The sequence below is a fragment of the Serratia sp. J2 genome, from assembly GCF_046269175.1.
GTDB classification, from domain to species: Bacteria; Pseudomonadota; Gammaproteobacteria; order Enterobacterales; family Enterobacteriaceae; genus Chania; species Chania fonticola_C.
Genome location: NZ_JBKABN010000039.1, coordinates 1 through 15,481, shown reverse-complemented (window position 1 = coordinate 15,481; position 15,481 = coordinate 1). Strand labels below are relative to the sequence as shown.

Annotated in this window: 13 protein-coding genes; 7 read left to right on the top strand and 6 right to left on the bottom strand. The window is 55.4% G+C overall.

What is annotated here, in order from left to right; all coding sequences use genetic code 11:
* Positions 1-158: 158 nt before the first annotated feature.
* Positions 159-1,898: a tetrathionate respiration histidine kinase TtrS gene (gene ttrS, locus ACKWMY_RS25745; RefSeq protein ID WP_409487339.1), complete on the top strand. Its 1,740-nt coding sequence runs from the start codon at positions 159-161 to the stop codon at positions 1,896-1,898.
* Entirely contained in the window at positions 1,873-2,487 is a 615-nt protein-coding gene (gene ttrR, locus ACKWMY_RS25740; protein ID WP_409487334.1) for a tetrathionate respiration response regulator TtrR, read from the top strand. Before ttrS ends, ttrR begins: the two co-directional genes overlap by 26 nt.
* Before the next feature lie 56 nt (positions 2,488-2,543).
* Here ttrR and secF read toward each other — a convergent pair whose 3' ends face one another.
* From secF to queA, 5 genes are all read right to left on the bottom strand, one after another.
* On the bottom strand, positions 2,544-3,512 hold the full coding sequence (gene secF / locus ACKWMY_RS25735) for a protein translocase subunit SecF (RefSeq protein WP_024528655.1): 969 nt from the start codon (positions 3,510-3,512) through the stop codon (positions 2,544-2,546).
* A gap of 10 nt (positions 3,513-3,522) precedes the next feature.
* A complete protein-coding gene (secD, locus tag ACKWMY_RS25730; protein WP_024528656.1) occupies positions 3,523-5,370 on the bottom strand; it encodes a protein translocase subunit SecD in 1,848 nt (615 codons plus the stop codon).
* Positions 5,371-5,395: 25 nt separating this feature from the next.
* Entirely contained in the window at positions 5,396-5,728 is a 333-nt protein-coding gene (yajC, locus tag ACKWMY_RS25725; protein WP_021180200.1) for a preprotein translocase subunit YajC, read from the bottom strand.
* A 33-nt stretch (positions 5,729-5,761) separates the two neighbouring features.
* A complete protein-coding gene (gene tgt / locus ACKWMY_RS25720; protein WP_021805505.1) occupies positions 5,762-6,886 on the bottom strand; it encodes a tRNA guanosine(34) transglycosylase Tgt in 1,125 nt (374 codons plus the stop codon).
* A gap of 72 nt (positions 6,887-6,958) precedes the next feature.
* A complete protein-coding gene (queA, locus tag ACKWMY_RS25715) occupies positions 6,959-8,029 on the bottom strand; it encodes a tRNA preQ1(34) S-adenosylmethionine ribosyltransferase-isomerase QueA (protein WP_308870586.1) in 1,071 nt (356 codons plus the stop codon).
* A 117-nt stretch (positions 8,030-8,146) separates the two neighbouring features.
* On the opposite strand from queA, the gene ACKWMY_RS25710 reads away from it, so the two are divergent.
* The 3 genes from ACKWMY_RS25710 to ggt all read left to right on the top strand — a co-directional run bounded on the left by ACKWMY_RS25710 (position 8,147) and on the right by ggt (position 11,552).
* Complete coding sequence (locus tag ACKWMY_RS25710; RefSeq protein WP_024528658.1) at positions 8,147-8,728, top strand: ACP phosphodiesterase; 582 nt, start codon at positions 8,147-8,149, stop codon at positions 8,726-8,728.
* A gap of 230 nt (positions 8,729-8,958) precedes the next feature.
* On the top strand, positions 8,959-9,561 hold the full coding sequence (locus ACKWMY_RS25705) for a peroxiredoxin C (protein WP_024483916.1): 603 nt from the start codon (positions 8,959-8,961) through the stop codon (positions 9,559-9,561).
* A gap of 227 nt (positions 9,562-9,788) precedes the next feature.
* Positions 9,789-11,552 (top strand): gamma-glutamyltransferase, encoded by a 1,764-nt coding sequence (ggt, locus tag ACKWMY_RS25700; protein ID WP_211136003.1) that lies wholly within the window; start codon positions 9,789-9,791, stop codon positions 11,550-11,552.
* 46 nt (positions 11,553-11,598) lie between these two features.
* Here the strand turns inward: ggt and malZ are convergent, their stop codons facing one another.
* On the bottom strand, positions 11,599-13,422 hold the full coding sequence (gene malZ / locus ACKWMY_RS25695) for a maltodextrin glucosidase (RefSeq protein ID WP_409487333.1): 1,824 nt from the start codon (positions 13,420-13,422) through the stop codon (positions 11,599-11,601).
* Positions 13,423-13,660: 238 nt separating this feature from the next.
* On the opposite strand from malZ, the gene ACKWMY_RS25690 reads away from it, so the two are divergent.
* Both ACKWMY_RS25690 and ACKWMY_RS25685 read left to right on the top strand, forming a co-directional pair.
* A complete protein-coding gene (locus tag ACKWMY_RS25690) occupies positions 13,661-14,926 on the top strand; it encodes a mechanosensitive ion channel family protein (protein WP_409487332.1) in 1,266 nt (421 codons plus the stop codon).
* A 133-nt stretch (positions 14,927-15,059) separates the two neighbouring features.
* Positions 15,060-15,335 (top strand): hypothetical protein, encoded by a 276-nt coding sequence (locus ACKWMY_RS25685; protein ID WP_024528661.1) that lies wholly within the window; start codon positions 15,060-15,062, stop codon positions 15,333-15,335.
* Positions 15,336-15,481: the final 146 nt, after the last annotated feature.

Here is a 15,481-nt window from a genome sequence, read left to right as displayed (position 1 = left end):
AAAGTATCAACCGGGGAGCTGATACAAAGGAGTGTAAAAGTGGCGTACGACCGCCCATATTGTGGTTTACCACATTCCCTACTGCGGCTTGATCCAGGACAATTCTGGCGGGCGATCGAGATCATAAAAATGGAGATGATGTGAAAAAAGCAGTGCTGATGATCTTGCTATGCGGCTGGTTGAGCCCGGTCTGGGCAGGGCAATGGACCATCGCCGTGCTGGCATTACGCGGCGATACACATGCCCTGGCCCAATGGCAGCCGTTAATTAACCATCTCAATCGTCAGTTCCCAGACGAAAGCTTTCAACTGTTGCCGCTGAACCTGGCCGATATGGGGGAAGCCGTCAGCAACGGCCAGGTCGATTTTCTGCTCACCAACCCGGCGCAGTATATTCAGTTGGACAATAGTTACCCGTTACGCTGGTTGGTGTCCTTACGCTCCAGCAAAAATCAGCAGAATGCCTCAAACAACGTGATAGGCAGCGTGATATTGGTACGCCGCGATAGCACCGTAACCAAGGCTACTCAGCTCACCGGTAAAAAAGTGGGCGCGGTCTCCCCTGACGCTTTTGGCGGCTATCTGCTGGGCTATAAGGAGCTACTGGCCGCTGGCGTACATCCGGAAAAAGATCTGCAACTGCACTTCAGCGGTTATCCCGTGGACGCCCTGCTTTATCTGCTGCGCGATAAGGCGCTGGACGCGGCCATAGTGCCGGTTTGCCTGCTGGAAGAGATGGGGAAAGAGGGATTACTAAAGGCCAGTGATTACCGTGCCCTGCTGGCCAAACCCAGCACGCAGCCCTGCCTGACCAGCAGCGTGCTTTATCCCAACTGGTCATTTGCCGCCTTGAACCATGTGCCCGATCCCCTGGTCGATGAGCTGACCCGCCAACTGTTGCAAATGAATACCCCAGATCTCCCAGCCTGGGGCGCACCCGCCTCATCCCGCCAGGTGGACCTTCTGCTACGCGATCTGGATCGCCATCCAGCACAGCGTTCACTCTGGCAAGAGATACACAGTTGGGCATTGCAACATCTGCTCCTGCTTGGCGCGCTCGCCGGGGGCATGCTACTACTGGGCGCTAACCATCTGTGGATCGGCCACCTGGTACGCCAGCGTGGGCGCGAGCTAGAACAAATGCATACGACGCTGCGGGCCAGAGAAGCAGCGCTAGCCCGTGCGCAACGCCTCAGCACCCTGGGTGAGATGGCTTCCGGTTTCGCTCACGAACTTAACCAGCCTCTGGCGGCAATACGCCACTATGCCGAAGGCTGCCGTATTCGCCTTGAGCGCAGCGATCCGCAGCACGAGCTGTTACCGATCCTCGAACAGATTGGCCAACAGGCGCAGCGAGGGGCAGAAACCATCGTCAATCTGCGCCAATGGGTCAGCAAAACGCCACACCATGAAAGCGCACAATGGCTAACGCTGCGCCCTCTGGTGGAAAACGTTATCAAGCTGATGCGCATCGAACAGCATTACCCTCAGTGCCGTTTGGTCGTCATCATCGCCCCGAAAAGCCAGTTGTATAGCCAGGCTACGCTGTTGGAGCAGGTGCTCACCAACTTGTTAAGCAACAGCCTGCAGGCCGGTTCCCAGCAGATCACCCTGCGGCTGGAAACCGATGGCGATCGGCAGACGCTGATACTGGAAGACGATGGCGGCGGCCTCAGCGCCGAACAGTTAGCACAGCCGTTCGTGCCTTTTCGCAGCACTAAATCGGAAGGACTTGGCCTGGGGCTGGTGATCTGCCAGCGGCTGCTAAGAAGCCAACAGGGTGAGCTGACGCTGGAAAATTATTCGATATCGCCACAACGGCAGGGGCTACGCGTTACCCTGCACTTCCCTGGGATCAAGAAGGAAACATGCCATGGCGCTGATACATCTGGTCGATGACGATCTGGCGGTCACCGACGCCAGCCGCTTTTTACTCGAAGGGCTGGACTATCGGGTGAAGATCTGGAACGACAGCCAAACCTTTATCGACCAAGTCGCCCCTTACCAATGCGGCGTCGTAATGCTGGATATTCGCATGCCGGGGATCGATGGGCAGCAAATCCATCAGCGGCTACGTGAGCGTGAAAGTACGCTGGCGGTGGTGATCGTTACCGGCCATGGCGATATCGCCATGGCCGTAGCGGAGATGAAATTGGGTGCGTTGGATTTCCTGCAAAAGCCGATTGCTACCGCACCGCTGATCGACGCACTGGAACAGGGGATCGCCCATTCTCAACGTCAGGTGGAGCGCTACCAGTTACAACAGCGTTTCAGTACGCTGACCTCACGCGAGCGTGATATCGCCAGCGCCGTTGCCGCCGGTATGACCAACAAGGCCATCGCCGATCGTTACTTCGTCGCCGTACGCACCGTAGAGGTACACCGCTCTAAAGTGATGGAGAAGATGCAGGCCACCAGCCTAGCGGAATTGGTAAGCTCATTGAACCTGTTGGCGACGCAGGAGCAAAAAAAATGCCGGGCAGAGTAAACTGACCGGCATCTGGTTCAGACGGTGCGTGGCTTATTCAGCCACACACCGGGCAATCACGGCAGGATCGAAGGCTGATCGGCGCCCTCTTTCTCCACTTTCTGCTGCAGCATGTGTTCGCGTTTCATACCCAGTTTCAACGCCAGCGCAGAGGCGACGTAGATAGAGGATATGGTACCGATAGACACACCGATCAGCATGGTCAGGGAGAAGCCCTGCAGCATCGCGCCGCCGAAGATGTACAGCATCAGAACCACCATCAGCGTAGTGGCGGAGGTCATGATGGTACGGCTCAGCGTCTGCGTCAGCGAGACGTTCATGATTTCATAAGGCGTACCGCGACGGATCTTGCGGAAGTTCTCACGAATACGGTCAGAAACCACGATACTGTCGTTCAGCGAGTAACCGATCACCGACATCAAGGATGCCACGATGGTCAGGTCAATCTCGATATGGAACAGCGACAGCACGCCCATGGTGATGACCACGTCGTGCGCCAGGGCGATAACGGCCCCCGCGGCCAAGCGCCATTCAAAACGGAAGCCCACGTAAATCAGGATACAGATCAACGCCACCAGCAGCGCCATGCCGCCGGTTTGTGCCAGTTCTGCCCCTACGCTCGGGCCAACGAATTCAATACGCTTGACGGACGCATTCTTATCGACGGATTCGTTGATCACGCCAATAACTTTGTTACCCAGTTCCTGGCCTGCGGTACCGACCGCCGGTGGCATACGCACCATCACGTCACGGCTGCTGCCAAAGTTCTGGATAATCGGGTCCTGGAACCCGGCTTTTTCCAACGTATCGCGCATCAGGTCCAGATTCGCGGGTTGCTCCAGGGTAATTTCAATCACCGTACCACCGGTGAAATCCAGACCCCAGTTAAACCCACGCACGGACATGGTGGCGATCGACGCTACCAACAGCACCAAAGAGATGCCGAAGGCCAGGTAATCCCAGCGCATAAAGTCATAGACTTTACGGCCGTAGTTGAGTTGTTCAACAGTATAATCCTGTGCCACAACGCACTCCTCAGATAGACAGCTTGTTAATGCGCTTGCCGCCGTAAAGCAGGTTGACGATGGCACGGGTACCGACAATCGCGGTGAACATGGACGTCGCCACACCGATTGCGGTGGTAATTGCAAAGCCCTTGATCGAACCGGTACCGACTGCGTACAGAATGATCGCGGTGATCAACGTCGTGACGTTGGCATCAACGATACTGGAGAACGCGCCTTTATAGCCCTCATGGATGGCCTGCTGAATGGATCGTCCATTCTTCAGTTCCTCCTTGATACGTTCGTTTATCAGTACGTTGGCATCAACCGCCACCGCCAGCGTCAGCACGATCCCGGCAATCCCCGGCATGGTCAGCGTCGCCCCTGGTAGCAGAGACATCACGCCAACGATCAGCACCAGGTTAGCCATCAGCGCGGTAGAGGCGATCAGGCCAAACTTGCGGTACCAGACCACCATAAAGACGATCGAAGCCACCAGGCCCCATAGGCAAGCTTCCAGGCCCTGGGTGATGTTCTGTTGCCCCAAGGTTGGACCAATGGTCCGCTCTTCCACGATCTGGATAGGCGCAATCAACGCACCGGCACGCAGCAGCAGCGACAGCTGACGTGCTTCGTTCGGGTTGCTGATACCGGTGATACGGAAGCTGTTACCCAGACGTGACTGAATGTTCGCCACGTTGATCACTTCTTCCTGCTTCACCAGCACGGAACGGCCGTTAGCATCCTTCTTGCCGCTGTCTTTATACTCCACGAACAGCGTTGCCATTGGTTTACCAATGCTGTCTTTGGTGAAGTTGGACATGGCAGTACCGCCAGCGCTGTCCAGCGAGATATTTACCTGCGGCTGGTTGTACTCATCGGTGCTGGAGGTGGAGTCTGTAATGTGGTCACCGGTCAGGATGACGCGCTTGTACAGCACAACCGGTTGGCCTTCACGGGTGTATTTCACCTCGGAGTCACCCGGTACACGGCCATTGGCCGCAGCGGTCGCATCCGCGTTGGTATTTACCAGACGGAATTCCAGCGTAGCGGTCGCACCCAAAATTTCTTTGGCGCGTGCCGTATCCTGGATACCCGGCAACTCAACAACGATACGATCGGCACCCTGGCGCTGTACCAACGGTTCGGCAACGCCGAGCTGGTTAACACGATTACGCAGGATGGTAATGTTCTGCTGCACCGCATACTCACGCGCTTCGCTCAGGCGAGCGTCGGTCATCGTTGCTTTCAGGGTGTTGCTACCATTGGCAGAAAGCACCAGATCGCGCTGACGTGGCGTCATGTAGCTGATGGCCTGGTCGCGAGCGGCGTCGTCACGGAAGCGGACTTCCACGCCGTTGTTGTCCAACTTGCGGATCGCAGCGTAAGGAATGCCCTTTTCACGCAATTCGCTGCGCAGGGTATCCATAGTTTGTTCTTGCAACTTGCTCAGCGCGGTGTCCATGTCGACTTCCATCAGGAAGTGCACGCCACCACGTAAATCCAGACCCAGCTTCATCGGCTCGGCGTTGAGCATCGCCAGCCAGGCAGGCGTTGCCGGGGCGAGGTTCAATGCGACGACATATTTGTCACCCAGTTCCGCCATCAAGGCTTCACGGGCGCGCAGCTGAACGTCAGGATCTTTAAAGCGAGCCAGGATGGCACCGTTTTCCAGCGCAATCGACTTGCTCGCAATATTGTCTTTTTCTAATACAGTACGGACTTGGTCCAGCGTAGTTTCACTGGCGGCGACTCCGCGCGCGCCAGTGATCTGTACGGCCGGATCCTCTCCGTAAATGTTGGGAAGCGCATATAGCAGTCCGACGAGGATCACCACGATCAACATCAGATACTTCCACAGAGGATAACGGTTTAGCACGGCAGTTCCCTTAGGGAAAACAAAATTACAGGGCCTTCATAGTACCTTTCGGCAGAACGGCCGCCACGAAGTCACGCTTGATCATCACTTCCGTGGTGTCATTCAGCGCGATGGCAATAATACCGGTATCTGCCACTTTAGTGACACGGCCAATCAGACCACCGGTGGTCAACACTTCATCACCCTTGCCGATGGAGTCCATCAGTTTTTTGTGCTCTTTAGCACGTTTCTGCTGTGGGCGCAGGATCATGAAATAGAAAATCAGACCAAACACCACCAGCATAATGATCAGAGAGTACGGGCTACCCTGAGATGGAGCCCCTGCTGCTGCCACTGCATCGGAAATGAAAAAGCTCATTAAAATTCCCTCATTAATTTATCAATTATCAATTCAAGCGTTTAAAGGTGGTATCGGTTTGCCGATCCGACCATAGAAATCCGCCACAAACAGCTCTAATTTACCCTCTTCAATGGCCTGGCGTAAACCCGCCATCAAACGTTGGTAATAGCGCAAGTTATGGATGGTGTTCAATCGCGCACCGAGAATTTCGTTGCAGCGATCGAGATGATGCAAATAGGCACGACTATAATGGCGACAAGTATAGCAATCGCACTCACTGTCCAGCGTGGAAGTATCATCCTTATGCTTGGCATTACGGATTTTTACCACACCATCCGTCACGAACAAATGGCCGTTACGGGCATTACGCGTTGGCATCACGCAGTCAAACATGTCGATGCCGCGACGCACGCCTTCAACCAGATCTTCCGGCTTGCCAACCCCCATCAGATAGCGTGGCTTATCTTCTGGAATTTGTGGGCAAACGTGTTCAAGAATGCGATGCATATCCTCTTTTGGCTCACCTACCGCCAAACCGCCCACAGCGTAACCATCAAAGCCGATCTCCACCAGCCCTTTTACCGATACATCACGTAAATCTTCGTAAACACCGCCTTGGATAATGCCGAATAACGCATTGTTGTTATTCAGTTCATCAAAACGCTGGCGGCTGCGCTGTGCCCAACGCAGAGACATTTCCATCGAACGCTTGGCATAGTCCCAATCCGCCGGGTAAGGCGTGCATTCGTCGAAAATCATCACGATGTCTGATCCCAGATCGTACTGGATCTCCATCGATTTTTCCGGGCTGAGGAACACCTTATCGCCGTTGATCGGATTACGGAAATAAACGCCTTCCTCTTTAATCTTGCGCATTGCCCCCAGGCTGAACACCTGGAAACCACCGGAGTCGGTCAGGATCGGCCCGTGCCACTGCATAAAGTCATGCAGATCGCCGTGCAGCTTCATGATCTCCTGCCCTGGGCGCAGCCACAGGTGGAAGGTGTTACCCAACAGGATCTGCGCACCGGTGTCTTTCACTTCTTCCGGCGTCATGCCTTTGACCGTGCCATAGGTCCCCACTGGCATAAAGGCCGGGGTTTCCACTACGCCACGCTCAAAGACCAGGCGGCCGCGACGAGCACGGCCATCGGTTGTCTGTAATTCGTACTTCACAAAACCTCCAGCGTCAGAGATACAGTCTGACGTCATTAAAACAGGACCACGCAGTGTGCGTAGCCCGGGAATTTATTCCCCGACGGATTCGCTTTCCGCCAGTGGATTACGGCTGATAAACATGGCATCGCCGTAGCTGAAGAACCGGTACTTCTCAGCCACCGCCTGATGATAGGCGTTCATGGTGTTTTTATAGCCGGCAAACGCCGAGACCAGCATGATCAGGGTGGATTCTGGCAGGTGGAAGTTGGTTACCAGCGCATCGATCACCTGATAGTGATATCCCGGATAGATAAAGATGCTGGTATCGCCGAAGAAGGGCGCGATCAGCGCATCCTGGCAAGCATTGGCCGCGCTTTCCAGCGAACGCACCGAAGTGGTGCCCACGGCAACCACCCTTTTGCCGCGCGCCTTACAGGCTAATACCGCATCCACCACATCCTGCGGCACTTCTGCATACTCCGCATGCATCACATGCTCTTCAATGGTTTCCACCCGCACCGGCTGGAAGGTGCCAGCGCCAACGTGCAAGGTGACAAACGCCATCTCAATGCCCTTGGCGCGCAACGCGGCCAACAGCGGCTCATCAAAATGCAGGCCCGCCGTCGGGGCCGCTACGGCACCCGGCTTTTCGCTGTAGACGGTCTGATACAGTTCGCGGTCGGCGTCTTCATCCGGGCGATCGATATACGGTGGCAGTGGCATATGGCCCACCGCGTTAAGGATAGTGAACACGTCACGATCGTCGTTAAAGCGCAGTTCGAACAGCGTGTCATGGCGCGCGACCATGGTGGCGGCAATGCTTTCGTCATCGCCCAGCAGCAGTTCGGTGCCCGGCTTGGGTGATTTGGAGGCACGTACATGGGCCAGTACCCGATGATCGTCCAACACCCGCTCGACCAGCACTTCTATCTTGCCGCCGCTGACCTTACGGCCAAACAGGCGCGCAGGGATCACGCGGGTATTGTTGAACACCAGCAGATCGCCCGCTTCCAGGTTATCCAGCAGATCGGTGAACACGCCGTGCGTCAGGCCTCCGCTTGGCCCGTCCAACTGCAGCAAACGGCAACCGCTACGCTCAGGCTGTGGATAGCGGGCAATCAAAGACTCGGGGAGCTCAAAAGAAAAATCGGCGACGCGCATGGGTATTCACTTCTTCAGCTAGCTAATTGGGAAAAAACAGGCGGTACAGTCTAAAGCCGCGGGCGACAAGCAGCAAGGAATAAGGAGGAATTGCATGACTTGGGTTATAGTTGGCAGATGAATTTTCTCGCTCATCTCCATTTGGCCCAGCTTGCGGAAAGCTCGCTGCTTGGCAACCTGCTCGCCGATTTCGTGCGCGGCAACCCCGCAGGTGATTACGACCCAGCGGTAGTGGCTGGCATCATGATGCATCGGCGCGTCGATGTTTTGACCGATATCCAACCGGAAGTCAAAGCCTGCCGCGACTATTTCAGCCCGCAATTCCGCCGCGTCGCCCCCATTACGCTCGACGTGGTTTGGGATCACTTTCTGGCCCGCCACTGGCAACAGCTTGAGCCGACGTGCAGCTTGCAGAGCTTCACCCAGCAAGCTCGTAACCTGATTGTGCCGCATCTGCCGCAAACGCCACAGCGCTTCCAGAACCTGAACAGCTATCTTTGGCCCGAACGCTGGTTGGAGCGTTACGCCGAGCTACCGTTTATCGGCGATGTATTAGAGGGCATGGCTAGCCGCCGTCCACGACTGGCCGCACTGGCTGGCTCCTTTGCCGACGTGGAGCACCAGTATCATCAGCTTGAAACACAGTTCTGGCAGTTTTATCCCCGAATGATGGAACAGGCCAGAAACAAGTCATTGTGATCGCTGGATAAAAAGCCCTATTACTCATTCAGTTAACGGAATGTGGCTTTTTGTCCTTGCCCTTTTGTACGAAAAGGTTATTTTGAAAGACTGCTAAATTTATTCTCTCGGTTTGATAGGTGGAAGCTATCTCATTGATTGGTCTTTCACCCTTCCCTCACCGAGTGGTGGCCCTTATACTGGCCCCTGCTTTTACATCAACCCATTGAACTACTATTACAGGAGTAATTATGGTCCTGGTAACTCGTCAAGCCCCTGACTTCACCGCTGCAGCCGTTTTAGGCAATGGCGAAATCGTAGAAAACTTCAACCTGAAGAAGCACCTGAACGGCAAACCAGCCGTACTGTTCTTCTGGCCGATGGACTTCACCTTCGTATGTCCTTCTGAGCTGATCGCTTTCGATCACCGCTATGAAGAGTTCCAGAAGCGCGGCGTTGAAGTTGTAGGCGTTTCCTTCGACTCAGAATTCGTCCATAACGCATGGCGTAAAACCCCTGTCGACAAAGGCGGCATCGGTGAAGTGAAATACGCAATGGTTGCTGACGTTAAGCGCGAAATTCAGAAAGCTTACGGCATCGAACACCCAGAAGCGGGCGTTGCCCTGCGTGGTTCTTTCCTGATCGACAAGAACGGCATTGTTCGTTCCCAGATCGTCAACGACCTGCCAATCGGCCGTAACATCGACGAAATGATCCGTACCGTTGACGCGCTGCAATTCCACGAAGAGCACGGCGAAGTGTGCCCAGCTCAGTGGGAAAAAGGCAAAGCAGGTATGGGCGCATCTCCAGACGGCGTAGCTAAATACCTGTCTGAGAACGCTTCCAAGCTGTAATTTCAGCCTGTAAGTGTCAGAACCGGTCAGCCCTGCTGGCCGGTTTTTTTTATGCCCAAAATCGGTGCAACCGCTCCCCTCCAGTGCAATACTCCCCTGTTTCGCTTCACATTTTTCACTCCTCCTACCGTCGTATTCCCTATCCATAGCTACTCTTCATAGGTTGGCCTGCGCTTTGCAACACCGGCGGGACAAATAAAAACACAGGGATCAACACAGGAGTCGTTATGTTTTTGCAAAAATGGAGTCAACCGCTGACCTTGGCAGCCTTGCTGGTCAGCAGCCAGCTATATGCCGCCTCAAACCCGGCGGTGGAAGCGCAAAATGGCATGGTGGTCACCTCGCAGCATCTGGCCTCACAGGTCGGCGTAGATATTCTCAAGATGGGGGGCAACGCGGTGGATGCTGCGGTCGCGGTTGGCTATGCCCAGGCGGTAGTTAACCCTTGCTGCGGCAATATCGGCGGCGGCGGTTTCATGACTCTGCATCTGGCCGATGGCACCGATACCTTTATCAACTTCCGTGAAACCGCTCCGGCGGCGGCCAGTGCCGACATGTATCTGGATGCGCAAGGCAAGGTGAAAAAAGACGCCAGCCTGTACGGTTATCTGGCCGCTGGCGTACCGGGAACGGTGCTGGGGATGGAGACCGCACGTAAAAAGTACGGCAAGCTGAGCCGCGAACAGGTGATGGAACCGGCCATCAGGCTGGCCCGTGAGGGCTTTATCCTGACGCGGGCCGATACCGATATTCTCGACACCACCGTCGCACGCTTCAAGCAAGACCCGGAGTCAGCCAAAATCTTCCTGCGTAAAGACGGTTCTGCGCTGCAACCGGGCGATCGCCTGGTGCAAACTGACCTGGCTAACACGCTGGAAGCCATCGCCAAAGAAGGCCCCTCCGCGTTCTATCAGGGAAAAATCCCGCAGGCGGTTGAAGCTGCTGCCAAACAGGGGGGAGGCATTCTCACCGCCGCCGACTTCGCCAACTACAAAGTGACCGAGGCTACGCCGATAACCTGTAGCTATCGCGGTTATAAATTCGTCTCTGCGCCACCGCCTAGCTCCGGCGGCGTCACGCTGTGCGAGATCCTCAATATCGTTGAGGGTTACGATCTGAAAAGCATGGGCTTTAACTCAGCGGCGGCGATCCACACCATGACCGAGGCGATGCGCCATGCTTATATGGACCGCAATACCTATCTCGGCGACCCCGAGTTTATCAAGAATCCGATCGATCGGCTGGTGAGCAAAAGCTACGCCGATGAGATCCGTAAGAAAATCGTCGCCAATCAGGCTACGCCTTCCGTCAATGTACAACCGGGGATGGAGCCGCACGAAAAGCCGGAAACCACCCACTATTCGATTGTCGATCATGAAGGGAATGCTGTATCAACCACCTATACCGTCAACGGCCGTTTTGGTGCCGTGGTGATCGCACCGGGCACCGGCTTCTTCCTCAACGATGAGATGGATGATTTTACCGTCAAGGTCGGTGAGAAGAATCTCTATGGCCTGGTGCAGGGAACGGCCAACGCCATCGCCCCCGGTAAGCGCCCACTATCCTCCATGAGCCCTACGCTGGTGACCAAAGACAACAAAATCTTTATGGTGCTCGGCTCGCCGGGCGGTTCACGTATCATTACCATCACGCTACAAACTGCGCTGAACGTGATCGATCATGGCATGGCCCCGCAGGAAGCAGTGGATGCCCCGAGGATCCATCATCAATGGTTGCCGGATGAGGTCTATTACGAGCAACGCGGTGTCTCTGCTGATACGCTGAAAATCCTCAAGGAGATGGGCTACAAGATGGTTGAGCAAACCCCTTGGGGCGCCGCAGAGCTGATTTTGGTGGGATTACCAGGCGCCGCGGGTGTCAGCCCGGCCAACTCGGGTAATGATTCTGCCGTTTCTGGACGCGTACGTGAAGGCTACCTGTACGGAGCCAATGACGTACGCCGTCCGGCTGGATCTGCAGTGGGATACTGACGAATCAGGTTTACCCGCCGATTGGCGGGTAAACCTTTAGCAAACGTCAGCTACGTAGCCGCCACACGCTGGCCGACTCGGCTGCCAACTGCAACCGCAAGCCACCTTCCTGCGCAATCCGTTCGCCTTCCCCTTCCACTAGCTGCCATTTACCCTCTCGCAACAGCGGGCTATAAGGCAGTTCAACGTCTCCACTATCGTTGCGCTGCAACGCCACCAGTACCTGCTCCCGCTGGTAAGTACGCACAAACACCAGCGTCTCCCCTTGCGCATACAGCACCTGGCAGCCGCCACGGCGTAACGCCTTACTCTGCTTACGCAGTGCCGTCAGGCGGCTGAACAAGGCCAACAGTGGCCGATCCCATTGGCTTTCGTCCCAAGGGAACGTCTTACGGCAGAAGGGATCGTTGCCGCCATCCAGACCAATTTCATCACCGTAATACAGGCAAGGCACGCCAATCCACGCCAGCAGCCATACCGCCGCCATCTGCATACGGCGCGGATTGTTATCCAGCAAGGTCAAGAAACGCGCCGTGTCGTGGCTATCTAACTGATTGAACTGGATCAGTTGGCGGTTATGGGGCAATCCGGCCCGGTAACCGTCCATCCACTGCGCACAGTCTGCCGCATCCAGCAGCACCGGATGATAAGCCACGTCGACACCGGCCAGAAACGCCCTAACCGGCAAGGCAAAGCCCATATAGTTCATGGCGGCGTCTTCAACCCCGGCATGCAGCCAGCGACGCGCGTCACCAAAATGTTCGCCCAGCACATAGGCATCTGGGTTCTCTTGCTTGATTGCCTGATACATTCCGGCCAGGTGATGTAGGTTCCCCGCTGCACCGCCGTTTTCCCCCAGCATATGCACCACGTCCAACCGCCAGCCGTCGATGCTGTACGGCGGGCGTAACCAATGGCGTACCACGCTGTTGTCCGCCCGATAAATAGTATCGACCACCTGCGGTTCGGCAAAGTTGAGCTTGGGCAGATTGGTATTGCCCTTCCAACTCAGCACGTTACCGTCCGGGTAGAAGTTGAACCAGCCACGATAAGGGGAATCGGGATGATGGCACGCCCCCCCCTCTGCCTGTTGATAACGATCAAACCAGGGATGGGAATCTCCGGTGTGGTTAAATACGCCGTCCAGCACCAGTTTCATTCCCACCTTGTGAGTGCTTACTCGCAAACGCAGCAAGGCGTCATTACCGCCAAAATAGGGGTCGACCTGATAGTAATCTTCGGTATCGTACTTATGGACGCTGGGTGAGGTGAAAATCGGGTTCAGATACAGGGCGGTGACACCAAGCCGCTGCAAGTAGGGCAGCTTCTCGCTGATGCCATCCAGATCGCCACCATAGAAAGTCGAAGCAGCGTGCTCATCCTCAAGCGGATGTTGCCAGTCACGACGTATCACATCACTTCCGGCGGCATGATGGTGATAACTGCCACTCTGGATGCCATGCTCCCCGCCGCTGCTGGCAAAGCGATCGGGGAAAATCTGATAAAACACCTGATCGGCCACCCAACCTGGGCTGCTATCTGGTTCATCTACGGCAAACTGTGCCAGCTGCCCCGGAGGGGTCAGCGACCAGCCCTGCGGGCCAAACCACTGCTGACGATCGGCCCACAGCAGTTTAAAACAGTAGCGCCGTACCGGTTCACCTTCGTGCAGCGTCAGGCTGGCCTGGTAGCGCCAGAGCCCCTCTACCGCCTTAGGCTTCATGATCAGCAACCACTCTTCATTGTCTGGCTCGACGCGTAAAAAAACCTGTTCAGGCAACTCATCACTTTGTAACCACAAAGCGATCTCCAGACGCTGCCCCTTATTCACCACAAAGGGTGGAACCGGCTGATGCCAGGCGTTTAGCATGAATTTTCTCCTGTTGTAGCAAACCCAATCGACGACGAATGCAATGCCACGCACCATGCCACGTTGAGCACCTTTCTCCCTCCTCTTTCAGTCATAAACTCGGGGATGAGCCGAGGGGTGGAGATGCTGATTTACAATGTAAAAGTGGGTAAACAGACACATATCATGCCCGATAAGCTTTAGGCTAACGGGTTTTAGCTTTATTGGATGTTTTTTACGTAGTTTGGAGGGAGCGGGTATGCAACAACAAATAAGACAATGGCTGGAAAGCATTGGGCTGGAATTCACCGACATGGTGTCGCTGGCGATGGTGCTTGGGCTGATCGCACTGATTTCCGTGGTGATCCATCTGGTGCTGCACCGCGTGGTGCTGACCGCTATCCAGCGCCGTGGCCAACATTCACAACATCTCTGGCAGCAGGCCATCACCCAACATAAACTCTTCCAGCGTGCCGCCCTACTGCTGCAAGGGGTGATCATCAATGTGCAGGCGGTGCTGTGGCTGCATAATGGCAGCCAGACTCAGGCAATTATCGTCACTGCGGCGCAGGTGTGGATCCTGTTATTCTCCCTGCTGACGTTGTTCTCACTGCTCGACACGCTGTTGACTCTGATGCGCCAAAGCCCGCTTGCCAACCAACTCCCGCTGCGTGGCATCTTTCAGGGGGTGAAACTGGTCGCCGCCATCTTTATTGGCATCATGATCATCTCACTGCTGATGGGGCGCTCACCGCTATTGTTACTCAGCGGTTTAGGGGCCATGACGGCCGTCTTGATGTTGGTGTTTAAAGATCCCATTCTTGGCCTGGTCGCCGGGATCCAGCTTTCGGCCAACGATATGCTGAAAATTGGCGATTGGCTGGAGATGCCCAAATACGGTGCCGACGGTGCGGTGACCGATATCGGCTTGACCACGGTCAAGGTCAGAAACTGGGACAACACCGTCACCACCATTCCCACCTACGCACTGATCTCTGATTCGTTCAAGAACTGGCGTTCGATGTCTGAATCCGGTGGCCGCCGCATCAAGCGCAGCATCAATATCGACACCACCAGCGTGCACTTCCTGACGTCAGAGGAGCGGGAACGCCTCAACCGCAACCCCCTGTTGCAACGCTATCTGAACGATAAAACCCAGGAACTGGGTAAGTACAATCAGCAGAGCGAGGTGGACCTAAGTTCGCCGCTTAACGGCCGCCGCCTGACCAACGTCGGTACCCTGCGCGCCTATCTGGTGGCTTATTTACGTTCGCACCCGGGTATCCACCAGAATATGACGCTGATGGTGCGCCAACTGGCGCCAACGCCGGAAGGGTTACCGCTGGAGATTTACGCCTTTACCAACACGACGGTGTGGGCAGAATACGAAGGGATTCAATCGGATATCTTCGATCATCTGCTGGCGGCGATCGGCGAATTCGATTTGCGCATTCACCAGACGCCAAGCGGCAACGACATGCGCAGCATGCTGGCAAACCTGCAGCCCGCGCCCAATACCCCCTGACGTAACCTGACGAAATTATTTCTGTTGGTAATTATCTTCAACCGATTGCCAACAGATATCTCCTCTGACTTTCTTTCTGCCGCCGAATGGCTATTAATACGCACACGCCATTTTACTGTTCGGAGCAGGCATCTTGTTAACATCGTCAAAACACCGTCTGATCACCTTATTGGCCACGCTGATGTTTGCTGGCTACCTGCACAGCGCCACCCTGGACGAAAGCCAGATGAGCCGCACATTGCAACCAGCGCTCAGCGCCTTGAGCAGCAGTATGATGGATATTCGCGAAGTACTGGCACGCTGCTCTGGAGAAGGGAGGGAAGAACGGTTATGCGAAAGCAGTCTGGTGATGGAGGCCAGAGCGGCCGGTGATGGCGATACGGAAGAGGAAAACATATTAATACGGTAGTGAGGAGCGTTGTCTTCAGTCTACTCCTCTCACCCTCTCCCAATGGAACCGATAGAGCTAGTTGATTGCTTTGCGTAATATCTTGCCTTTCTTGTTCTTACCCTCTGCTTTCCGAAACCGCACGGGCTAACTACGCGCTCAGGACA

Bases quoted from the DNA above. Each gene is read 5' to 3' on its own strand.
- ggt (WP_211136003.1), top strand. From the start codon at position 9,789: ATGTTTTTGCAAAAATGGAGTCAACCGCTGACCTTGGCAGCCTTGCTG.
- ACKWMY_RS25710 (WP_024528658.1), top strand. From the start codon at position 8,147: ATGAATTTTCTCGCTCATCTCCATTTGGCCCAGCTTGCGGAAAGCTCG.
- malZ (WP_409487333.1), bottom strand. From the start codon at position 13,422: ATGCTAAACGCCTGGCATCAGCCGGTTCCACCCTTTGTGGTGAATAAG.
- queA (WP_308870586.1), bottom strand. From the start codon at position 8,029: ATGCGCGTCGCCGATTTTTCTTTTGAGCTCCCCGAGTCTTTGATTGCC.
- ttrS (WP_409487339.1), top strand. From the start codon at position 159: ATGATCTTGCTATGCGGCTGGTTGAGCCCGGTCTGGGCAGGGCAATGG.
- ttrR (WP_409487334.1), top strand. From the start codon at position 1,873: ATGGCGCTGATACATCTGGTCGATGACGATCTGGCGGTCACCGACGCC.
- ACKWMY_RS25690 (WP_409487332.1), top strand. From the start codon at position 13,661: ATGCAACAACAAATAAGACAATGGCTGGAAAGCATTGGGCTGGAATTC.
- ACKWMY_RS25705 (WP_024483916.1), top strand. From the start codon at position 8,959: ATGGTCCTGGTAACTCGTCAAGCCCCTGACTTCACCGCTGCAGCCGTT.
- yajC (WP_021180200.1), bottom strand. From the start codon at position 5,728: ATGAGCTTTTTCATTTCCGATGCAGTGGCAGCAGCAGGGGCTCCATCT.